Below are 21,250 nucleotides of genomic sequence, written 5' to 3'. Positions count from 1 at the left end.
CGGTCAGACGTCTGATCTAGTCGGAGTAGTGGATTGCGCGGTGGTCGAGCGATCCAAGATAGATGTACTGGGCGCCGACGAGCGCGCATGCCTGACCGGCTTGGTTGAGATGCACCGGGCCTCCGTTCGGCAAGAACTGTCGCCAGAGGACGCTGGAATCAACGGCAGACTTTCCCACGGAGTCAGAGAGAAGTTCTTCGCGCAACGGATCGAATAGGTCGCCCACGTGCGGCAGCAGACGAACGATGCGTGTGCCAGGAGCGGCTGGCCAAGGGTCTCCGGGCGTCAGACCATCGATGACATCGTTCGCGCTACCACGTACGTCCGCGTTCGAGACCTGGATGGCCGTCTGCATGACTTCTAGTCGCTCGACCGCGAGCGCCTTCTCAGCCTCAGCCGCCAGGAGATCCGTTCTCAGCGACTCGATCTCAGACGCGACGACGTCAGTCTGTGCGCTCGCGGCTACCGAGAGCTGCCGGCGCACCGCCTCGACCTGGAGGGCTAGTTCCTTCGCCTTAGCCTTCTCGCCTGCCAGGGACAGCTCGAGCTGCTCGACAATCACTCCAGGAGGCTGAACCACCCCACCCTGAGCGAGGTGGTTCAGCCGCTCCATCAAGAGCTTGCAGTCGTTAGCAAGGTCAAGCTTGACGAGCACTCCAAGCATGCCGAAGGCCTTCACCCGCTCCCGTAACAGCTCAAGTGTCATCGGCGGATCGAAGTGCTGCGCGGCGTTGCGAATGTTCCATGCCTTATGGAGCCAGTCGTAGAAGTCGTGGCCAGAAGGAAGGCACTCGCGGAGCGGCGACGATGAGTTCTTCAACGGTTCAGTGATCGTGAAGGACGGGTCGATCAACGTGAGCTTGTACTTGTAGAGGCTCGCGCTCGTTTCTGCCCAACGCTGGTGGCGAAGGTCCTCCAACCAACTAGTTCCGTGGACGGGCCGCATGAAGGCGTCGTAGTGATGCCCAAGATCCCACCCAGCAGCGGCCAAGACAGTTGACTGTGTCGCAATCAGCTGGTCCATCCCGAGAGACACTGGGAGGTACACAGAGAACGGCCGGGTCATCGTGCAACCTCGTCGACCGCAGCCAGCACGGGGAGGACCCTCGTCATCACGTAAATGGCCAGCGGAACCACTGGTTCGTCGGGATCGAAACGAGCCTCGAGAAAGTTTTGCCGGGGGCTGCTGTCGCCCCACAGTTCCTTGCGGGTGCCGATCTCATCGACCCCGTGGGCGACCAGCTCGTCCCGTGCCGAGGCGCCAATCGCCTGGCCGAGGCGCTCGAGAGAGGCCTTCTTCACGCTGGCCCATTGCTTCGAGACATCCCACTCGACGATCCCCACCATTGCTGCACCCGCTCCCCCATCCTCTGTGTCCCTAATTCCCAGCCGGCAACCCTGGACGAGACGCTGGAAATACGGGTGGCTGTCGCCCCGCGATGCCGTGACAACTTCACCGCCGCCAGACCATCGCCGAAGCTCGATCTCGAGCAACGTCTGGTGTGGCCCGACCACGACCGCAGGCACGATCCAGGCCTCGTGCTCGGACCCGTCCGTACCGACCACCACGTCCTCTCGGCTTGCCAGCACCGACGTCAGCAGCTTGACCGGGCCTATCTGATGATTGCTCAATTCAGGTCCTCGCTGCTCTCGTGGCTCGGGAATCGTCGACTTCTTAGATCAGACAAGCGGGGTAGAGACCAAACCGACCACTGCCGACTCAGACAGTATGTATTGTCGTCCAGGTCACAGCGATCAGCCGGGTCTTCGGCACGACAGGGACGGGAACTTGACCGAGAACCTCCAAAAGAGTCCGCCTTGGAGTCGCGATGAGCTCGTGCTCGCGCTCGACCTGTATCGCTCGCTGGGTGGAACCGTGGGCCTCAGCGCGTCGAATCCAGCCGTGATCGAGTTGAGCACGCTTCTTCGGCATCTCCCCGTCTTCGACCCATCGATCCGGTCCGGGCCGTCATTCAGGAGTCCGTCCAGCGTCGCCCTCAAGCTTCACAACTTCGCGTCGATCGATCCGACCTACGCCGGCGCGGGCATGGCAAACGCAGGGGCCGGCGACACCTGGGCGTGGCACCGCTGGTCCAGCGACGAAACAGGACGGCGAGAACTTGCGCTGGCCGTCCGAACAGCAGCAGGGCTCACCCTCGCTCCGACCCACGAAGCCGCAGAAGCGCAATTCGAGGGTGGCCAGCTGCTTTACCGGCTGCTCCGGGACGCCGAGAAGAGGCCAGCGAGCGACCCGCCCGACGCCTTGTGCCGTGGGTGTGACGCCTACCGCAAAGGTGAGATTCCTGCTGTCGTCGCCGATCCCACCCTGCTGCTGCGACGCGAACGATCCGATGTGCACCTGCTCTGCCGGTCGTGTGCGTCGCGTCGCGACGTGGACCAGCTGAACGAGGAGCTTCGAGCGGCTCTTGAGGCCTCAACCACCGCCACCGCCGTCATTCACGAGAGGAACATCGAGATGTCATCACCATCATTCTCCGGGGAGGGACGACACGTGGACGGCGATGCGCAGTCGACGGACGCGTCGGTGGCATCCGACTTGCAGGAGGATCTCGTCCAGCTAGTCGTCGACCTGTCTCGTCCTAGCGCGACACCGATAGGAGTGGATCCTGCTAGTCAGGTCGATTCAGACGCGGTCGACTTCCGCACCAACGGTTGGCTTGCCTCGATTGTTCAGGTCCAGGGATGGCTCAACCTCGGGACGAGGATGGTCAACACCTCTCCCATGGCAGGCATCGCGTCGTTGGCATCTGCGCTCGACCCGCTCGAGGACCTGATCGACCCGCAGGCCCCGGCCGAACGCCCTCAGTTGACAGACATCGGCATGGAGCTGCTCCACGCACGGTGTGAACGCGCCCTCGACCTCAAGCACACGTTCTCGGCCGATCTCGAGTCCGAGGACTCCAACCTCGATCTCGCAACAGCTCAATGGTTCGCGGCCTGGGAGGACATCGCCGACGACGAGGACGAGGAGCCCACCGGACCTTTCGTCGCGAAGGCCAACCAGTGGTCGATCAACACCTTCGCTTCTCGGGCCGCACGAGGAGAGCTCGACCTGGCCCCCTCTTATCAGCGTGCGGACGTGTGGCCCACCGCGGACGCCCAACTTCTCATCGAGTCGGTGCTCCGGGGAATTCCTCTCCCTTCGGTGATCGTCCTGACACCGACGGAGGCAAGTGGCACCTACGAGATCGTCGACGGCAAGCAGCGGCTGACCGCCATTCTGCGATTCATGGGTCGCCACCCCACGGCACTTCGTCACGTTGCCGAGCTGGATGAGCAATACCCCAGCGTGGGCTTCAGCAACTTGTTTCGAAGCGACTACCTCGCGTTTCGCAAGGCGTACAACAAGCACACACCATGGCGCCTCTCCTCTGCTCGCGAGCGCGAACTCCAGCTCCCCTACCGGCTCAGGTCTGACAGCAAGGGAGCGCTCTCGGGTGAGTTGAAAGTACTCGAAGGCAAGTACTACACACAGGTCAAGCCCCAACGGATCTGGATCGCAGGCCGTCACACCACCGTCGAAGACCTCTTCGAGATCGGCAATGAGTACCAGATCCCTGTGCTGGAATACTCGAACGCGACGAGGCGCCAGATTCACGAAGTCTTCAATCTTTACAACAAGCAGGGCAAGCACCTGAACGCAGAGGAGATCAGGAACGCGGTCTACCACAACCTCGACCTCATGCGAGGACTTCTCGTCGCCTCAGGGGACAACCCCAACCTGGAAGAAGTGGCCCCTTTCCTCCGGCCAATCTCCGCTCGAATCTCGGCGCTTCCCGCCATGATCGAGGACTACAACGTAGGAACGTCCCGATACAAGAGGACGAAGCTCGTCTGCTGGATCGCAGCGTCCCTTCTTGTCGACTCGACGTCCATCAAGGGATCACCATTCCGCGACGACGAACCGTACGCAGCGCCACAGCAAGTAGACCCGAACTCCGCAGGTGCCAAGTCAACAGCCAAGTTGATCACAGAACTGTTCGACAAGGTCGATGCAGACGCACGGCATCCGCTCCGTCGCCCGGCGACGGTCGCCGCCCTCGCCGACCTGATCAACAACGCCGTGTCGGCGCATGCTGCTTGCGACGCAAAGGACGGGAGCGTCTGGACGCCGATCTCTCCCGGGGACAAGTGGCAGGAACTGCAGCTAGTAGCCACGATCACGGGAGTTGCGCTCGCGACCATCGTCAAGGAGCGGGACCAGACTGACGCCCTCGAGGACATCGCTGAAAAACTTCGGACGGTGGCATCGACCGACCCCTTGCGCTGGCAGCGGCCGAAGAAGACTCAGAGCCGCTCGCAAGCCTCCTACATCGGGTTCGTCGCACTCAACACGATGGAGATGCTCGGCGTCCAGGCTCATGAAGCGGATGCTGCACTGCGCCAGCGGTTCGGGTTGTCCGGCGTGCGGGGGCACGACATCGCTCGATCTCTGCACGTCTGGGATGGTGGGTAGCGCACGTGCTGGAGACAGTTTCATTAGTCCCCTGGCCGGAGCCGCCTGATCCAGAATTTGAGACGGCGTCGTGGTGGGCTCGATACTCGAGCCATCTTGCCGAGCAGGTCTCGCCGACAGCTCACCAGGCCATCGCGGACGACTGCGAGTACCTCGTCACTGCTGGCGTCTTTGGTGCCGGCAGCCCTGATGAAGGCTCATGGCCCGAGAGTCGCGTCCGACGAGGACTTGTCATGGGGTCCGTCCAGTCCGGCAAGACCGCTTCGATGCTTGGAGTCGCCGCAAAGGGGTTGGACGCCGGGGTAGATGCGATTGTGCTGCTGGGTGGCACTCAGGTCGGTCTCTGGAAGCAGACCTTCGATCGCACGCACTCCCAGCTTGACCTGCAGACGTCAGTTCTGGGTCGGGTGCTGATGCCATCACCAAGCGCGCTGCTCGGACAAGACGGCTACACCGGTACGCCCGCCGATCTGTACCAGCTCAACGTCGCGGCGGCCAAGAGGGCCGTGGCGAAGTCGCGACCCATCCTGGTCGTGGCCTTGAAGAACGTCCATCACCTCGGATCCCTGGCAACGACGATCAGCGAGAGCATCATGGCGGGTGTCAGGAGCGCTGACCGCCCATTTCATCTGCTCGTCCTCGACGACGAGGCCGACGACGGGTCTATCAACGATCCCGGCCCACTCGGAACAGCCGCGCGACAACTTCCTGACTCGATCGTTGACCTCTGGGACTCTCGGCCGCGTTCCCACGGGACGAGCGACAAGGGTCTCTTCGTGACCTACATGGCTTACACCGCCACGCCTCAGGCTAACTTTCTGCAGCGCCGAACAAACCCGCTTGCTCCAAACGAGTTTGTCGTGAGCCTCCGAACTCCTGGCCAGGCAGGGGAGCTCACCCCTCGATCGGCGACCTACCGCGAGCCACAAGGTCCTAGCGGTCACTACGTCGGAGGGCAGCTGTTCTACAAGTCCCTGACGAGGGCGCCACTCTTCGAGGCCCGAGGTCCGGCCGACGACTCTTTAGCCGACGCGGTGCGCGCCTTTCTGGTGGCGGGCGCCATCCGCCTGTGGCGTCGCGGAAGCCGCCTCCTGCCTAGTCAGGCCCAGAGCATGACATGGACGGACGCGATCGCCGCGAAGGCGCAGAGCCCGCTCCCCCACTCGATGCTCTTTCATCCGTCAGCCTCGATGGAAGACCACTTCGACGGCGCAGCGCGGCTGCTCGCGTGGGCTCATGACGAACCCGTCGAGGCATCTCGTGCCCGGATCAATGCCGGCGAGCGGCACCTACCCGTCGAACAGGTCACTCACGACCTCGAGTCGAACGAGAACCAGTGGTCGACGTGGGTCTCGAAGTTTGCCGACACCGGCTCGGAGCTGGAGGAGGTCCTTGGTCCGCTCGGGTATGCAGTGGCGCAGCCGTCCAACTGGCCAGAGATCAAGACACTGATCATCGACGAGGTACTTCCGGCCGTCCGCATCGCCGTGGTGAACAGCGACCCAGCTTCTGATGATCGGCCCCGCTTCGATCCCGTTCGTGGCGAGGACGGCTGGCGATGCTCGCCTAACCTCCTCACCATCTTCGTGGCGGGCAACGTCATGTCGCGAGGCCTCACGTTGGAAGGCCTGACGACCACACTCTTCTTGCGCCCTAGCGACAACCCAGTGGCGGACACGCAGACCCAGATGCAGCGGTGGTTCGGCTACCGCGGCGCTCATCTCGACGTGGTGAGACTGTTCGCCGAGCAGAAGCAGATCGACCTGTTTCGCGCGTATCACGACGCCGATGAGGCACTCCGGCGGCAGGTCTTCATCGAGATGAGCAAGCAGGCGGGTGCTCCGAATCCGATCGTGCTGGAGACCGAGCAGTACCGAGCTACAAACAAGATCGCCGACGTCCGCAGCGTCCCAGCATGGCCAGGCGCCGACCCCTTCATCGAGCTGGTCAACGATGGCGGCCTGCCAGACCCCAACACGCAACTCGTCGTGTCGCTGTTTGCAGATCAACCGTCGCACGTGGTGGATGTCAGTGGCCCCCGCGGCCGGATGCTCGACAAGTCACTCGATCTGCAGGAAGCAGCTGATCTCCTCGATGCGCTGCGGTACGACCACTACACGCCAAGCCCGGAAGGTTGGCAGGCCTCTCGATGGGGCGCCATCGAGTCCCACTTGTTCTCCGACGACTCAAGTCCTCAGGATTTACGGCCGTTCTTTCGCACCCCGGCAAACGCCGGAGAATCGATCGACTTCGCAAGAGAAAGAACGAGGTGTCCCTACAGCGTGGCGGCCTACCTGCGACTATGGGCCAGTTGTCTGGACATCAGATCTGACTTCTTCACCACGACGGGCGAATTGAGCGAGGTCTGGTCAATGGTCGACCTCGAGGAGAAGCGGAACCAGCAACCGCGATTTAACATCGGCATTCGGTTCGGCTCTGGCGCCGCACCATCAACCCCACCGTTCGATACGCTCGCGTTCGACTGCCCTGTGATGAATCGAGCCGTGCGAGACGGAGAGATGCCTGGGGGTTGGGGAAGCCACAACGCGGGGCCTTGGGCTGGTGACGAGTGGTTTGATCTCTACGATCTTGATCATCCGCCGTCCGAGACCGAGCTCCAACTGAAGTCGCGCGCTGCTGGGCGACCTGGCCTGATCCTGTTCAACATCACGCACCCGGACGGCATCAGACACCCAGTCACGGCCGTGGGCGTTTCGCTCCCGGTCGGGGGTCCAAACCAGATTGCCGCACGAGGACCCGCATCGTGATCGCCCCCCCGAACTCGCCCGGCTACTCAGACCTCGTTCTTCTGGTCGAAGAGATTCGTTCGAACTCCGATGCGGATCTTCGGGACATCAGCTGGGTCGTGCCAGGAGAGTTGGGTCTCTGTCGCTCTCCGTTGGGTGAGGTAGTCGTCGTCCTCCGAAGTGACGAGTTGAGCCCCCAGTCAGCTGTCGTGGCCCGACACTGCCATCAGCAGCCGATCTACCGGGCGGGCGTCGTCGCCGCCACGGAGACGACAATGCTCTCCTTGCCTCCGCTTGCGCACTTTGACCAGTTCGTAGCCTTCATCTGCGCGGAGATGCTGAGGCAAGGAGCCGAAACCGACCTTGAGTCTTCGTTCCACGCGACTGAACCTCTGATCGAGCTGGCCTTTACCCAGCACGGGACCGCAGAACGTTCCCTGCACGCGCTTGCGGCGAGGGTTCTGCTCTTGTCGAGAATCGTCGAGAACTCTGGGGACACTGCACTGCCTCGGATCATGGAAGCATTCTGCAATTCCCCCGCATATCGTGACCTCCGTACGGAAGGGCACGGCGTCATCGTCCGAACCTCAGATCAGTCGGCGAGCGCCGTGGATATCAACCACCCTGCTGAGGTGTCTCTGGACGACGACGAAAGCTCCCTGACCCTGCTGCAGTTGGTGCTCTCAAGAGGCCTTGCGGGGGACGGGTTCGACATTCCGGAGCTTGTGGACAGGCTGGTCGCCCGGTTGCGAACCGCAGCTCACGAATGGGTGAATCCCTTCATCTCCTGGGTCGAGACCTTTCGTCGATCCGATACTTTCGGCTACGTGCACGACGACTCGCGTGACAGCGCCTTCTACGGCCGTCAATTTTCGCTTGATTCAGCCAGCACGATCAATCTTGCTTCCCAGTCGGCCGGCGTGCTCCGCACATCTGACTTGGCCACGTATCCCGCGGTCATTCCGGGCAGCGTGTCCTACAAGATCCGAACTAGGGACGCACCTGTGCATGGAGACCCAGCACACTCCCTGAACGAGCTTGCCCGTCAACTTGCGATTGCAATCCAGAATCGGTAGGCGCCAATGATGATGTCTGGTGCTTCGTTTCCTGGGTGGTCCGACCGCACAACTTCACCGGGCGCTTCCATTCGCCCGTCGTCAGCCCTCACCCCCGGCGCTACTTCGTGGCGCCATTCCACCTTTGTGCCAGAGCCGCTTGTGACGGCTGCGCCTCGATGTCCTGTGGGAGGCGAAGGCCCCTACCTTCTAGCTCCTCGTACTCCGTCCCATCGAGCTCATTGTCGATCTCGACCGTCAGGTCCGGCCGGATTCTCAGCAGTCCAAGATCAAACAACGTGTGAATGTCTGATCTGAGGAGAAGCCCGTTGGATACGTGGGGCTTGCCTCCGGCCGCGAAGGGTTCGATGTGCGCCGCCTCGAGCACGGACCGGGCCCCCGAAGCCGTGACTGCACATCGCTCGCCATAGGCCGCCAGCAATTCCTGGCGAAACTGGGCCTGCCCCCTTCGGGCTCGGATCGACCTCAAGAGCCACGAGTCCGTGGGCAGGTCGGGTTCCGGTTCGACAGCTTCAAGAATCGCAAGGTAGAGGTCCAGGTACGCCTCTCGCTTTAGGTTTCCGCCGCCCTTGCTCGGCGCGTTGGCCGAAGAGTGTCGATCCTCGTCCCAGACGACGCGAAACGTGCGAAGCAGCTCCTTCATGTGCCGATGCTTTGTCGGCTTGTAAAAGACGGCGCACGCAGTCCCGACGGCCTCGTGCCAAGCGACTTCGACGGTGTCACCCGGGGACACCCAGGACGCTGGGTCATCCACGCCAGTTCCCAGAGCATCTCCGATCAGAAACGGAAGGTCTCTCTTCTTCCAACCACCATCGTTCATCGATTGCCGCCGACCTTTCCATCCTTCTAGAGATGCCCGACCAAGTCCGTTTCTGGGAGACCCGGCTCCTGCCGGCCGACCGGCACCGATCAGGGTCCCGTGCCACGGCGCGGAGTTCTAAGATGCTACCCATGAGCAAAGAATCAGAGATCACGGCAATCTCGAAGCTTGTCGGCATTCCAGACCCGGGACGCGGTAGCGGCTCGTCCGTGTACAAGGCGCTTTTTGACGGTACCTGCATTCGTCTGGGCATCGATCCGAATGGGTCCATGCCCCAGCAAGCTCAGAGAATTGTCACCACTGCCAACCTCCCTTACGACTCCACATTCTTCGACAGCAGAGGGACACCGTCGGCTGGCGGTTCGACCGTCACCCTCGAAGGTCTTCGACAGATCCGAAGAGCCGTAGAGAAACTGCTGGGCTGACATCCTCGGCCGAGCAGCTGTGAGCACGTGGCTGAGAAGGAGCCGGATCGTGTGCCGCCCGGCGGAGCGTTGTCTCAAAAGATGTCGCCGTTCCGTCGCTCGAGCATTGCGCCCGAGATGGCCCTGCGGCGGGCGCCGCACGGCCGAGGACTCCGGTCTCGGGTAAAGGCTCGCATGCCGGGAAGCCGGCGAAGAAGGGTCGACATCACCTTCACGCAGGCGAAGGTCGCCGTCTTAGTCGGCGGTTGCTGCCAACACGGGTACCTGGAGCAGGCGACTCAGCCCAAGACCAAGCGTGAGTGGTGGGACTGGAATATCGCTCGCAAGCAGGAAGGTGACGCCGACACGAACCCCATCCTGGCAAACCACGGGTGGCGAGTCGTCCGCGTCTGGGAGCACGAAGATCCGGACCAGTCGGCTGAGCGGATCGTAGAACTCCTCAGGCCGTGACGCTGTCCGTCACGCCGGCTGACGCGGCGACCTGTGCCCATCGGTCGCCGGAACGGGCCATCTGGACTCGAGCCACGTGGCGGACCACGCCAACGTTTACGCCGTTGCCCAACTGCTTGTAAGTCGCCGAGTCTGGCTGGCCGGGAAACTCGTAGGACTCAGGCAGGCCCTGGAGGCGCGCCGCCTCGCGAGGAGTGATGCGGCGGAGTGGACTGCCGAGGACCGTCGTCTGCGTGATGGCCACCAGCGCGGGCACGTACGTGGCCTTCTTGACCCGGATGCCGGACGGACGAAAGTGCATGATGCACTCGGCCAGGGTCGCGGCGTCCTGGGCTTGCCACTCGAGTTTGCGACGCGACGGAGGGAAGCCTGCAAGGTGATCGTGCGCGTCGCGCCAAGCGTCGATCACAGTGCGGTACTGGGTGTAGAACTCCGCGTTCTTGCGGAGGAAGTTTGCCTTCCAGGCCGGCGTCTCGTCAGGAATGACGAGGTCGTCCTCGTGGACGAAGGCATCAGCCCAGATCGGGAAGCCGGGCAACTTCGGGATATCGAGCTCGCGGAACCGACGCACGAAGTCGGCCCAGGCCGCGACCCAGGTCTGCTCGGCGGGCGTGAGGTCGAAGTTGGCCCGGTCGACGATCTCGTCCTCTGCCTCGAGGATCTCCGACAGGCGCCAGTCCTGTGGGTTCCAGGAGCCGACCGGCTTGTTGGTGACGATGGGATCGACCTCGTCCCAAGCAGTCTCGTCGCCGACGTAGGTGCCGACGATGAAGACTCGTTCGCGGACCTGGGGGGCGCCTCCCATCCACGGCGGCAGAAGATGCGGCGAGAAGACCGCCGGCGTCGACGAGACCTGGTAGCCGAGGTCGCGCAAGCTGCGGATGATGACGTCCCACTCGTGGGCGTGTCGCGGTCCGGCGATGTTGCGGACGTTCTCGAGCAGCACCAGCGACGGGCGGTGCTCCTCGAGGATGCGGCAGATGTTCCAGAACAACGTGCCGCGGGCCTCGTCCATCCCCCGCTGGAACCCAGACTTGGAGAACGGCTGGCACGGGAAGCCGGCCGCGAGGACATCGTGTTTCGGGACCTTCACGACCGGGTCAGTCTCCGGGACGATGTCGCCGTGGACCTCCATCTCCCAGTTGTGCTGGTAGATCTTCGCAGCCGCCTCGTCGATCTCGGAGGCGTAGACGCACTCGCCGCCCAGCGCACTGAGCGCGGCATGGAAGCCACCGATGCCGGCGAAGAGGTCGATGAAGGTGAAGGCTGGGTCTTTCGAGCTCATGTTCGAACCTTATTCCTCGCCTCGGACAGCTGCTGGGATTGAACTGGGGGTGTCTGTGGATGAGCCCCGACCTTCCGGTCGGGGCTCATCCACGTTCACTGCTTGGTCAGCTGCAGCCGCTGGTGCTTCCGCAGCCCTCGCACACGTGGCAGGAGCCAGCGGGGCGCATCTTGGTTCCGCAGGTCATGCAGAGCGGGGAGTCGACCGCGGAGCCGGTGAGGGACTCCAGGAGCTCGGCGCTCGTGTGGGCGGTGGCCGGCGCGGGCTTGGAGGCCGATGCCTGGTGGCTGTCACCGGAGAGGTGGATTGCCCCTTCGGTCGCTGCGCTCCCTCCCGCGACTTCGTCGCTAGGGGCCGAATCCTTGCCGCTGGGGGCCGAGACGGGCTCTTCGATGAGCTCGGCTGCTGTGGTGCCACCGTTGGAGACCGGCTGGTGGGAGCCGGTGTCGAGGTAGCGCTGGCGCTCGTCGGCCGAGAAGATGCCGAGAGCCGAGCGGGTGTCGAAGTCCAGGTAGTCCAGGGCGAGTCGACGGAACGTGTAGTCCATGATCGACTGGCTCATGCGGATGTCGGAGTCGTCGGTCAGACCGGCGGGCTCGAACTTCATGTTGGTGAACTTGCTGACGAACGTCTCCAGCGGCACGCCGTACTGCAGCGAGATGCTGATCGCGATCGAGAAGGCGTCCATCATGCCGGCGAGGGTCGAGCCCTGCTTGCCGAGCTTCATGAAGATCTCGCCGAGCGAGCCGTCCTCGTGGGCGCCCGAGGTCATGTAGCCCTCGGCTCCACCGACGGAGAACGACGTCGTGATCGACTGGCGCGACTTCGGCAGACGACGACGGATCGGCTTCTCGACGATGACCTCGCGGACGACCTCCTCGACCTTGGTCGAGCCCGACTCCTTGGCACCCTTGCCGTCGGACAGCGGCTGGCCGACCTTGCAGTTGTCGCGGTAGACCGCGAGCGCCTTGAGGCCGAGCTTCCAGCCCTGGAAGTAGACGTCCTCGATCTCCTCGACCGTGGCGGTCTCGGGCAGGTTGACCGTCTTGGAGATGGCACCGGACAGGAACGGCTGGCAGGCAGCCATCATCTTGACGTGGCCCATGGGCTTGATGGAGCGCTGGCCCATGGCGGTGTCGAAGATCTCGTAGTGCTCGGTCTTGAGGCCGGGCGCGTCGACGACGTGACCGTTCTCGGAGATGTACTCGACGATCGCCTCGATGGTCTCGCCGGTGTAGCCGAGCTTCTTGAGCGCGAACGGGATCGTCTGGTTGACGATCTGCATCGAGCCGCCACCAACGAGCTTCTTGAACTTGACCAGCGAGAAGTCCGGCTCGATGCCGGTCGTGTCGCAGTCCATCATGAAGCCGATGGTGCCGGTCGGCGCGAGGACGGAGGCCTGGCTGTTGCGCCAGCCGTTCTTGGAGCCGATCTTGAGGTTGTCGGCCCACTGGGCGGCAGCGGCGCGGTGCACGGCGATGTCCATGCCGTGGACGGTGCGGATCTCGTCGTTGGCGGCCTGGTGCTTGCGCATGACGCGCTCGTGCGCCGAGGCGTTCTGGGCGAAGCCGTCGTAGGCGCCGACGACGCCGGCGAGCTCGGCCGAGCGACGGTAGGACGTACCGGTCATCAGCGAGGTGATCGCACCGGCGAGGGCGCGGCCGCCGTCGGAGTCGTACGCCAGGCCGGACGCCATGAGCAGCGCGCCGAGGTTGGCGAAGCCGATGCCGAGCTGGCGGTAGGCACGCGTGGTGTCACCGATGGCCTCGGTCGGGAAGTCGGCGAAGCAGATCGAGATGTCCATCGCGGTGATGATGAACTCGGTCGCCTTGACGAACGTCTCGGTGTCGAACGAGCCGTCGTCCTTGAGGAACTTCAGCAGGTTGAGCGAGGCGAGGTTGCAGCTCGAGTTGTCGAGGTGCATGTACTCGGAGCACGGGTTGGACGCCGTGATGCGTCCGGCCTCGGGCGACGTGTGCCAGTCGTTGATCGTGCCGTCGTACTGGATGCCGGGGTCGGCGCACGCCCAGGCGGCCTGCGCGATGTCCTTCCAGAGCTTGACTGCGTCGACGGTCTCGATGATCTCGCCGGTGGTGCGGGCGCGGAGGCCGAACTCCTTGCCGTCCTCGACGGCCTGCATGAACTCGTCGTTGACGCGGATGGAGTTGTTGGCGTTCTGGTATTGCACCGAGGTGATGTCGGCGCCGCCGAGGTCCATGTCGTAGCCGGCGTCGCGGAGGACGCGGATCTTGTCCTCCTCCTTGGCCTTGGTCGCCACGAACTCCTCGATGTCGGGGTGGTCGACGTCCAGGACGACCATCTTGGCCGCGCGACGCGTGGCGCCACCGGACTTGATGGTGCCGGCGGACGCGTCAGCACCGCGCATGAAGGAGACGGGGCCCGAGGCCGTGCCACCGGAGGAGCGGAGCAGCTCCTTGGACGAACGGATGCGGGACAGGTTGAGGCCGGCGCCGGAGCCGCCCTTGAAGATCAGGCCCTCCTCCTTGTACCAGTTGAGGATCGAGTCCATGGAGTCATCCACCGCGAGGATGAAGCAGGCGCTGACCTGCTGGGGGCTCGACGTGCCGACGTTGAACCACACCGGGCTGTTGAAGCTGAAGACCTGGTGCAGGAGCATGTGCGTCAGCTCGTGCTCGAAGATCTCGGCGTCGCCCTCGTTGAGGAAGTAGCCGTGCTCGCGGCCAGCGGCCGTGTAGGTCAGGACGACGCGGTCGAGCAGCTGGCGCAGGCTCTGCTCACGCTCGGGGCTGCCGACGGCGCCACGGAAGTACTTGGTCGTGACGATCGTGGAGGCGTTGACGCTCCAGAAGTCGGGGAACTCGACGCCGCGCTGCTCGAAGACGTTCTCGCCGGTCTTCCAGTTGGTCTGGACGACGTCGCGACGCTCCCAGGTGACGGCGTCGTACGGGTGCACCCCCTCGGTCGTGTAGACGCGCTGGATCTTGAGGCCCTTGGGTGCAGCCTTGCCAGCCGTCTTGCGCGGGGTCCCCGAAGGCCCGTTGACCGTCTCCGTCATTGCTGTGCTCCTTGTGTACGTCGTGCGCGGTGGGTGAAGGGTGGTGCTGGATCGTGCCGTGCTCATTGGTGCTGTGCTGCTGCGTGGTCGTGGCGCGCCCGTTCGTCGCGGGCACTGGACCACCAGAAGTTCTAGGTGTTCTTGTGCTGCTTGTTCTGTGCTGCTTGCTCGGCGAGCTCACCGTCGGCGCCGGCAGCCATCAGGCTGGCGATCTCGGCGGCGAAGTCGTCTGCGGAGTCGAACGCCTTGTAGACGCTGGCGAACCGCAGGTAGGCAACCTCGTCGAGTGACTTCAGTGGCTCGAGGATGGCGAGACCGACCTCGTGAGCCGGCACCTCCGCACATCCGGAGTCGCGAAGCGTGTCTTCGACCTGCTGGCCGAGACGCGCCAGGTCGTCGTCGGAAACCGGTCGGCCCTTGCAGGCCTTGCGGACGCCGGACACGGCCTTGTCGCGGAGGAAGGGCTCGGTGGTGCCGGACCGCTTGACCACGGTGAGCTGCATCTGCTCGATCGTGGTGAAGCGCTTCTCGCACGCGGAGCAGGCACGACGCCGGCGGATCGCTCCGCCCTCGTCGGCGACGCGGCTGTCGAGAACCTTGGTGTCGTGGTGCTTGCAGAACGGACAGTGCATCGGGCTGCTCCTTCCTGGGTGTCGGTTTGTCCCCTATTGGGGACAAGAGGTGTGGAAACCGTGTGGATTTCGACCTCATTTGGTGGGTAACCCCGGCCATCCTGTGCAACTAGATGTGGAGAACTACACCTGTGTAACTACTAGATCTAGTGGAACTGTACGCGGCCGAGGTGACCCCGTGCAACACCATTGCCGAAGGTCCCGACACTTTTTCTGCGGGTTCGCATTTGCGCAGGTCAGGCCTGATTTGGCGGCGAGAATCGCGGCGTGTCGATCTTCCCTCGGGCCACTTTCATCACTCCCGTGTCGGCCACATTGCAGGCTTTCGACCTGTGGATGTGATCTGGGGCACCACTACATCTGGGGACAACCCCTAGCTGCCGCCACTAGGACGCGCCATGCCCGTGAAACGTGAGTAGTGGGCTTGGAAGGACAGGGAGATCGTCACTGGATCAGCGTCTCGACGACGGACGACGAGGTCCGCCTCCCCCGGTCTGGCCGACTCACCCTTGAACAGATCGGGGACATGGATGGCGACGGAGACCGCGACCCCGTCGTCACCCGGTGGACCCCACACCTCGCGCTCGGTCGGCTCCTCGGGCGCCGGCTCCAGACGGCGGAGGCCGCCGGTCGCGACGATCGGCAGCTGCATGCTCGTAGCTCCGCGAGCCAAGGCCGCCACGACGCTTGGCTGGTCGTGCCCGCCTGCCGCGAGGTCGTCGGCGTCGTCGATCACCACGAGGTCGAGATCGTGAGCCAGCCACGCATGATGGATGCTGCTCATCAGCCGACGGGCGTCCGGCGGCGCTTCGAGCACCACGAGCCGGGACGCTCGGATCGCTGCCTCGGCCGCGGCGAGTCTGTTGTCGTCGGGCTGGTGCAGCTCACCCGAGCGCAGACGCGACCGCGACACCCTGGCTTCGGCTGACAGGAGCCTGACGCCGACCTCGGCGACCGGGATCCGTCCGGTCACCAAGAGAACTGAGCGCCCTTGGGCGATCGCCGCGGCCCGACAGAGGTCGTGGACGAACATCGACCGTCCGGAGCCGGGTGAACCCGTCACGGTAACGACCTGTCCCGGGATCATCGGGCCGAGCACGGCGTCCAGGTCGGGATAGGGGTAGCGGACGTCCCGCCAGCTCCGCAGGTCGCTCATGCGCGTGCGCCGCGTCCATCACGTCATCGGCTGTTGCGGCGCGCCACGGCGCGAGATGCTCTGTCATTCCGTCGAGCCTAGGGATCACAAGGGACAGATCGCGTCAGCGCTGGTCCTTCGCCCACCACAAGAAGGCGGCAGCGTGCTGGCCATGGGCGAACCCGTCGCCGACAAGCTCGCGAAGCAGGTCGTTGCTCCAGATGCTGAGTCGACCAATCGTCCACGACACTTTGTCGGCCGGCGGAAGATCGAGCCCGTACACCGCCCCGGCCACTTCGCGCTTCTGGTCATACGTGACGATCGACAGGAACCGATCCGGAAAAGACACCGCTAGCGTCTTGGTCAGCAAGGCCTCCTTCCACCCAGCCATGGATCGAGGATGTTCGCCCTTCACCAAGGCAGTGAAGCGGTCCTCCAAGTCTCCTGGTCCGCGCAGCAGGTGCTCCGTGACCGCTCGGACGCGGCGTGCGCCTTCCTCGTCACCGATCGAGTTCCACGAGTTGTTGAAAACCGTCATGAACCCCGCATAGAGGCCGGTCTGATCGTTGCCGAAGGCCTTCAAGTCCGTCGGACTCGCCTTCGCCAGCTCGTCACCACTGAAGAGGTCGCGGTACTTCGCCCAGTAAGGCCCAACTCGTGGATCGGGACGCGGGCTGACCTCGGTGAGGTACGAAGCCTTGAGACGACCCGACCTGCCCAGCAGGTCGGGCGACACGTCAGCAGCGGTCGGGAACTGGTTGAACAACGCGGCCGTGTCGGTCGGGGCGGTCTTGACCTGAGCCGCACGCTCGCCGTGGGTGAAAACGAAGTCGCAGTCCTCGCAGCGCAGCTCCTTGCGACCGTCCGGCAAGGTCTGGAGAAGGATGACGTCGTCCTCGCGGACGCACAGCGGGCAGACGATCAAAGCCATCCGCTCACCGTACGCGCTACTGCGCCTTCGCCCAGCGCAAGAAATGCGCCGCGTGGTGCAGGTCGTCGAAGTCGTCCCCGGCGAGCTCGACGAGCAGGTCGTTGGTGAAGACCACGAGGCGTCCGAGGGTCCACGAGCCGACACCGGCGGCGGGGATCTCGAGGCCGTAGACCGCCTCGGCGATCGCACGCTTCTCGTCGAGGCCAAGCACAGGGAGGAACCGGTAGGGCTCGGCGACGGCGAGGGTCTTGGTCAGCAGCGCCTCGCCGAAGCCCGTCATGGCCTGTGACCAGGTGCCGTCGGCCAGGTCGGTGAAGCGGTCCTCCACGTTGCCGGTGCCGCGCAGCAGGTGCTGGATCGTGGCCCGGATGCGGCGTGCTCCCTCGAGCTCGCCCATGAGGTTCCAGGCCTTGTCGAGCTCGGTGGTGCTGCCGGGGCTGCCGCCGGTGGGGTCGTGCACGAACTGCTGCAGGTCGTAGTTGGCGGCCTTGTCGAGGCCTGCCTCGGAGAACACCCAGCCGTACTTCTTCCAGTGCGAGGCGACCACGGCGTCAGGCGCGTAGGCGACCGTCGCGAGGAACTGCTGCTTGAGTAGGAGCGCCCGCTGCGAGGCCTCGAGCGGCACGTCGGCGGCGGTCGGGAACTGCTTGCGCGCGACCACGATCGGCAGCGCCGCGGGCTTGGCCGGTGCGGCGGCGCGTGACCGCGGCGCCGCCTTGGGGCGAGTCGCCGCAGGCTTCGGCTCAGGCGTCGGAGCGCCGTAGGTGAACACGAAGTCGCAGTCGTCGCACCGGGCCTCCTTGCGACCGTCCGGCAGGGTGCGGATGAGGAAGACGTCGTCCTCGCGGACGCACAACGGACACACGATCAGGGCCACGTCCCCAATCTATGCCGTCGACCCCCACGCCCCGCCCGCAGCCGGGCACCGGCGGGCGGGCGGGGGTCTGGTAGCTAGAGCTTCTCGAGCTCCTGCTGCAGCTGCTCCTGGGCGTCGTCACCGAGCTTCTTGACCGGCGGGCCCATGAACGGGTCGGCGAGCTTGGTGAGGCCGTGGAACTCGAACTCCGCGCGGTACGTCACCTCGGCGGTCGCGTCGGTGCCGGTCACCGTGATGGTGTCCGTGGACGTGAGCGCGTCCGTCTCACCGACGAGCGTGTACGACTCACCGGGCGTGAAGTCCGTGACCGTGTAGATGATCTCGACCTCCTTGCCGGCGAACTCCGACACGTTCTTGTAGACCGTGCCGACTCCCCCGTCGCCCGAGACCCGGGTCGTCTCCTTCGTGCCGGGGTCCCAGTCGTTGGTGCTGCGGAAGTCCGAGAGATAGCCCCACACCTGGCTGGCGGGCTTGTTGACGGCGACGATGCGTTCGATGGTCTTCATGACAGTGATGTACCCCGGCTCAAACACCCCATCGGGCAATTCGTGCGGATTACGCCGCGCGGCCCTAGCCTGCTATGACACAACCTGTCTCGGAGGACCCCCCGCATGATCCGTACGCGCTCCCCCCGCGCCCTCGTCCTCACCCTCGTCGCCGTCGTCGGCGCCGCGCTCCTCGCTGCGCCTCGGCCTGCCGCTGCTGCCACGTGTGGCGACCCGTCCAACCAGGCCTGTGCGGTGATCGACGTGCACGTCACGACCGACCTCCCCGGCTACATCGGGATCGATGTGGCGGCCTTCTTCGCCGACAACCCCGACGGCCCGGCCTCGTCCGCCCTGGTGTCGGGCAACCTGCCTGACGGCCAGCTGGTCGTCGCCCCCGGCACGTTCAAGCTCGTCGTCGACGGCACGAGCTGGTACGGCGGCAAGAGCTTCCGGACCGCCAAGGTCATCACGGTCAAGCCAGGCCGCACGAAGATCAACCTCGACGTGCCGATCTCCGGCACGGTCTACCAGGCGGCGACCAATCGCAACGGCGTCCACGTGCCGTTCGTCCGCATGGTGTTCTACGACAGCGTCGACCCGACCGAGGCGCTCGGACGCGCGACGGGAGGCCCCACCGGGACCATCTCCGCATCCGCCGGCCCGGCCCGCCGAGCCCTGCTCATCGATCCGACCGGACGCTACAAGTCCCGCTGGATGAGCCCGCGCAGCTCGTTCGCCTCGTACGGGCCGACCTCCAACCCGTCACCGTCGCTCGACCTCGAGCGCATCCTCCCCCTCCCCACTCCTGCCCCCGCAGGACGGTCTGGCGGAGACCTGCGCGGCATCATCAGCACGTCCGACGGCGACTATGGCCGTCCCGGCGTGTTCGCCTTCCCTGCCGACGACGACACCAACTGGGTCGACTGGAGCAGCCTCTACTCGATCGACACCGACGGCGACGAGATCGGTGACGACGACCACAACGAGTTCGTGATCCGCGACCTGTCCGCCGGCCGCTACAAGCTGCGGTTCGGCGACGGGACGTGGGTCGGTGGGACGTCGCACGCCGACGCCACGGTCTTCACCCTCGGTGAGACCGACGTGCGGGCCGACTTCACGGTCCCGCCGCACGGGGACGTCGCCGGCCGCGTGCGGAGCACCCGTGGGGCAAGCTTCGGCCTCGGCGGACTGCTCGTCACGGCGTACGAGCCGGGGTCGGCGAAGCCGCTCGCGTATGCGGGCACCGACGAGACCGGGAGGTTCGAGCTCAGCGCCCTGCCCGAGAAGCCGATCGAGATCCGCATCACGGATGCGGAGAACCTGTTCGTCCAGAAGTGGGTCGGCGGCACGTCGAGCCGGACCACAGCCGATCCGGTCACGCCGAAGGCGTCCCAGCTCGTCGACCTCGGCGACATCGTCGTGAGCGACGGCCTGGTGGCCCTCAGCGCACCCGTCATCACGGGCGCCCGGGCCACGGGACGCACCCTCACCGGCCAGTCGGGCGAGTGGTCGAGGCCCGGCTCCTACACCCGTCGGTGGTACCGGGACGGGAAGCCGATCACGGGCGCGACCGGCAAGACGTACGTCGTGCGCAGCGCCGACCGCGGCCACCGCCTGACGTTCGGCATGACCAACAGCAAGGCCGGCTACGTCACGGCGAAGTCGCTGTCACGGTCGACCAGCACGATCCGCTGAGACTGCACGCAGAACCGGGCCGCTCCTCGTGAGGAGCGGCCCGGTTCGTGGGTGGTGCGGCGAGGTCAGACGACCTTCTTGCGACCCGTGACCTGGTTGTAGACGACCAGCGCGACGATGGCGCCGACGATCGAGCCGATGATGCCGGCGGCGCCGAGCTCGGCCGGACCGTCCTGGATCAGCGACGCGAGGAAGCCACCGACGAACGAGCCGACGATGCCGAGGATGATCGTGCCGATGATGCCGAAGTTGTCGTTGCCCGGCACGACGGCGCGAGCGATGAATCCGGCGATGAGGCCGACGATGATGAATCCGATGATGCCCATTGGGGGGTTCCCTCCCTGGTGGTGAAGCCGCCGCGGATGCGCCTCGTGAGCGCGCGGCGGCCTGTGGTGCCGAGAAGGCAGGTACACCGCAGCGCCAACCTCAAACACATCAATCCAGCAGGACGTGTGAACGTGGCGGACGTGGGTAATAGGCAGACATGGCTACTTCTACCCCGAAATTCACGATTCCCGGCCTCACCAACGCCGAGGGCGAGAAGCTCGCCGGCATCCTGCAGGACCGGCTGAACGCACTGAACGACCTGCAGCTGACGCTCAAGCACGTGCACTGGAACGTCGTCGGCCCGCACTTCATCGCGGTCCACGAGATGATCGACCCGCACGTCGACGAGGTCCGCGACATGGTCGACGAGACGGCAGAGCGCATCGCGACGCTCGGCGTCTCCCCGCTGGGCACGCCCGGCGCGATCGTCAACGGCCGCACGTGGGAGGACTACTCCCTCGGACGCGCCACGACCAACGAGCACCTCGGCGCCCTTGACGAGGTCTACATCAACCTCCTCAAGGACCACCGCAAGGCGCAGGAGGCCACCTCCGACCTCGACCCGGTGACCGAGGACATGATCATCGGCCAGCAGCGTCAGCTCGAGCTGTTCCACTGGTTCATCCGGGCCCACTTGGAGAGCACCGGCGGGACGCTGTCGACGGCCGACGCCACGTCGGAGAAGAAGGCCGCGGCTGCCGCGCACGACGCCGCTGACGTCACCGACTGACACACCAGACTCGGAGCCCCGACCCATGCGCTGGGTCGGGGTTTCGTCATGTCCGGAGGACCACGCGACGACGACCTCGACCTGGGCACCCGCCGCGACGACCCTCGCACGCGTGAAC

General features: G+C 64.9%; 18 protein-coding genes. 7 read left to right on the top strand and 11 right to left on the bottom strand.

All coding sequences use genetic code 11. The features are described from left to right. Window positions 1–16: 16 nt before the first annotated feature. Window positions 17–1,066 carry a hypothetical protein gene (locus tag HQK15_RS11165; protein WP_173491535.1) on the bottom strand — a complete coding sequence of 350 codons (1,050 nt, stop codon included), beginning with the start codon at window positions 1,064–1,066 and terminating at the stop codon, window positions 17–19. After that, window positions 1,063–1,632: a hypothetical protein gene (locus tag HQK15_RS11160; protein ID WP_173491534.1), complete on the bottom strand. Its 570-nt coding sequence runs from the start codon at window positions 1,630–1,632 to the stop codon at window positions 1,063–1,065. Before HQK15_RS11160 ends, HQK15_RS11165 begins: the two co-directional genes overlap by 4 nt. Before the next feature lie 157 nt (window positions 1,633–1,789). Between HQK15_RS11160 and HQK15_RS11155 the strand changes: the two genes are divergently transcribed. From HQK15_RS11155 to HQK15_RS11145, 3 genes are all read left to right on the top strand, one after another. Then, complete coding sequence (locus HQK15_RS11155; protein WP_173491533.1) at window positions 1,790–4,477, top strand: DUF262 domain-containing protein; 2,688 nt, start codon at window positions 1,790–1,792, stop codon at window positions 4,475–4,477. Window positions 4,478–4,710: 233 nt separating this feature from the next. Next, window positions 4,711–7,245 carry a Z1 domain-containing protein gene (locus HQK15_RS11150; protein ID WP_173491532.1) on the top strand — a complete coding sequence of 845 codons (2,535 nt, stop codon included), beginning with the start codon at window positions 4,711–4,713 and terminating at the stop codon, window positions 7,243–7,245. Then, the gene (locus tag HQK15_RS11145; protein WP_173491531.1) at window positions 7,242–8,300 is read left to right on the top strand and encodes a hypothetical protein; all 1,059 of its coding nucleotides are present in this window, start codon (window positions 7,242–7,244) and stop codon (window positions 8,298–8,300) included. Before HQK15_RS11150 ends, HQK15_RS11145 begins: the two co-directional genes overlap by 4 nt. A gap of 100 nt (window positions 8,301–8,400) precedes the next feature. Here HQK15_RS11145 and HQK15_RS11140 read toward each other — a convergent pair whose 3' ends face one another. Further along, window positions 8,401–8,943 (bottom strand): HNH endonuclease, encoded by a 543-nt coding sequence (locus tag HQK15_RS11140; protein WP_173491530.1) that lies wholly within the window; start codon window positions 8,941–8,943, stop codon window positions 8,401–8,403. A 308-nt stretch (window positions 8,944–9,251) separates the two neighbouring features. Here HQK15_RS11140 and HQK15_RS11135 point away from each other — a divergent pair, with 308 nt between their 5' ends. Together HQK15_RS11135 and HQK15_RS11130 are read left to right on the top strand one after the other, a co-directional pair. After that, entirely contained in the window at window positions 9,252–9,545 is a 294-nt protein-coding gene (locus HQK15_RS11135) for a hypothetical protein (RefSeq protein ID WP_173491529.1), read from the top strand. 27 nt (window positions 9,546–9,572) lie between these two features. Further along, window positions 9,573–9,995, top strand: a complete 423-nt coding sequence (locus HQK15_RS11130; protein ID WP_173491528.1) for a very short patch repair endonuclease — start codon at window positions 9,573–9,575, stop codon at window positions 9,993–9,995. Here the strand turns inward: HQK15_RS11130 and HQK15_RS11125 are convergent. The 7 genes from HQK15_RS11125 to HQK15_RS11095 all read right to left on the bottom strand — a co-directional run bounded on the left by HQK15_RS11125 (window position 9,985) and on the right by HQK15_RS11095 (window position 18,398). After that, window positions 9,985–11,280 carry a DNA cytosine methyltransferase gene (locus HQK15_RS11125; RefSeq protein WP_173491527.1) on the bottom strand — a complete coding sequence of 432 codons (1,296 nt, stop codon included), beginning with the start codon at window positions 11,278–11,280 and terminating at the stop codon, window positions 9,985–9,987. The two genes, HQK15_RS11130 and HQK15_RS11125, sit on opposite strands and share 11 nt — an antisense overlap. Window positions 11,281–11,386: 106 nt before the next feature. Continuing rightward, a complete protein-coding gene (locus HQK15_RS11120) occupies window positions 11,387–14,317 on the bottom strand; it encodes a vitamin B12-dependent ribonucleotide reductase (RefSeq protein WP_173491526.1) in 2,931 nt (976 codons plus the stop codon). 131 nt (window positions 14,318–14,448) lie between these two features. Continuing rightward, window positions 14,449–14,949 (bottom strand): transcriptional regulator NrdR, encoded by a 501-nt coding sequence (gene nrdR, locus HQK15_RS11115; protein WP_173491525.1) that lies wholly within the window; start codon window positions 14,947–14,949, stop codon window positions 14,449–14,451. 373 nt (window positions 14,950–15,322) lie between these two features. Then, on the bottom strand, window positions 15,323–16,105 hold the full coding sequence (locus HQK15_RS11110; protein ID WP_173491524.1) for a DnaB-like helicase C-terminal domain-containing protein: 783 nt from the start codon (window positions 16,103–16,105) through the stop codon (window positions 15,323–15,325). Between the two features lie 103 nt (window positions 16,106–16,208). After that, a complete protein-coding gene (locus HQK15_RS11105; RefSeq protein ID WP_173491523.1) occupies window positions 16,209–17,015 on the bottom strand; it encodes a hypothetical protein in 807 nt (268 codons plus the stop codon). Window positions 17,016–17,031: 16 nt separating this feature from the next. Beyond that, window positions 17,032–17,892 (bottom strand): hypothetical protein, encoded by an 861-nt coding sequence (locus HQK15_RS11100; RefSeq protein ID WP_173491522.1) that lies wholly within the window; start codon window positions 17,890–17,892, stop codon window positions 17,032–17,034. A 74-nt stretch (window positions 17,893–17,966) separates the two neighbouring features. After that, complete coding sequence (locus HQK15_RS11095; RefSeq protein ID WP_173491521.1) at window positions 17,967–18,398, bottom strand: SRPBCC family protein; 432 nt, start codon at window positions 18,396–18,398, stop codon at window positions 17,967–17,969. 105 nt (window positions 18,399–18,503) lie between these two features. Here HQK15_RS11095 and HQK15_RS11090 point away from each other — a divergent pair, with 105 nt between their 5' ends. Further along, window positions 18,504–20,075, top strand: coding sequence for a hypothetical protein (locus tag HQK15_RS11090; RefSeq protein WP_173491520.1), 1,572 nt, complete (start codon window positions 18,504–18,506; stop codon window positions 20,073–20,075). A gap of 65 nt (window positions 20,076–20,140) precedes the next feature. On the opposite strand, the gene HQK15_RS11085 is transcribed toward HQK15_RS11090, so the two are convergent. Beyond that, window positions 20,141–20,401, bottom strand: a complete 261-nt coding sequence (locus tag HQK15_RS11085) for a GlsB/YeaQ/YmgE family stress response membrane protein (RefSeq protein WP_173491519.1) — start codon at window positions 20,399–20,401, stop codon at window positions 20,141–20,143. A 158-nt stretch (window positions 20,402–20,559) separates the two neighbouring features. Here HQK15_RS11085 and HQK15_RS11080 point away from each other — a divergent pair, with 158 nt between their 5' ends. Continuing rightward, entirely contained in the window at window positions 20,560–21,132 is a 573-nt protein-coding gene (locus HQK15_RS11080; RefSeq protein WP_173491518.1) for a Dps family protein, read from the top strand. The last annotated feature ends 118 nt before the right edge of the window (window positions 21,133–21,250 follow it).

It is taken from the genome of Aeromicrobium stalagmiti, assembly GCF_013283745.1.
Lineage (GTDB): Bacteria > Actinomycetota > Actinomycetes > Propionibacteriales > Nocardioidaceae > Aeromicrobium > Aeromicrobium stalagmiti.
This window is presented reverse-complemented; position numbering and strand designations above follow the sequence as displayed.

Excerpts from the sequence above, each read along its gene's own strand:
- HQK15_RS11095 (WP_173491521.1), bottom strand. The coding sequence starts at position 18,398 with ATGAAGACCATCGAACGCATCGTCGCCGTCAACAAGCCCGCCAGCCAG.
- HQK15_RS11135 (WP_173491529.1), top strand. The coding sequence starts at position 9,252 with ATGAGCAAAGAATCAGAGATCACGGCAATCTCGAAGCTTGTCGGCATT.
- nrdR (WP_173491525.1), bottom strand. The coding sequence starts at position 14,949 with ATGCACTGTCCGTTCTGCAAGCACCACGACACCAAGGTTCTCGACAGC.
- HQK15_RS11110 (WP_173491524.1), bottom strand. The coding sequence starts at position 16,105 with ATGAGCGACCTGCGGAGCTGGCGGGACGTCCGCTACCCCTATCCCGAC.
- HQK15_RS11080 (WP_173491518.1), top strand. The coding sequence starts at position 20,560 with ATGGCTACTTCTACCCCGAAATTCACGATTCCCGGCCTCACCAACGCC.
- HQK15_RS11165 (WP_173491535.1), bottom strand. The coding sequence starts at position 1,066 with ATGACCCGGCCGTTCTCTGTGTACCTCCCAGTGTCTCTCGGGATGGAC.
- HQK15_RS11140 (WP_173491530.1), bottom strand. The coding sequence starts at position 8,943 with ATGAAGGAGCTGCTTCGCACGTTTCGCGTCGTCTGGGACGAGGATCGA.
- HQK15_RS11125 (WP_173491527.1), bottom strand. The coding sequence starts at position 11,280 with ATGAGCTCGAAAGACCCAGCCTTCACCTTCATCGACCTCTTCGCCGGC.
- HQK15_RS11085 (WP_173491519.1), bottom strand. The coding sequence starts at position 20,401 with ATGGGCATCATCGGATTCATCATCGTCGGCCTCATCGCCGGATTCATC.
- HQK15_RS11090 (WP_173491520.1), top strand. The coding sequence starts at position 18,504 with ATGATCCGTACGCGCTCCCCCCGCGCCCTCGTCCTCACCCTCGTCGCC.
- HQK15_RS11105 (WP_173491523.1), bottom strand. The coding sequence starts at position 17,015 with ATGGCTTTGATCGTCTGCCCGCTGTGCGTCCGCGAGGACGACGTCATC.
- HQK15_RS11150 (WP_173491532.1), top strand. The coding sequence starts at position 4,711 with ATGGGGTCCGTCCAGTCCGGCAAGACCGCTTCGATGCTTGGAGTCGCC.
- HQK15_RS11120 (WP_173491526.1), bottom strand. The coding sequence starts at position 14,317 with ATGACGGAGACGGTCAACGGGCCTTCGGGGACCCCGCGCAAGACGGCT.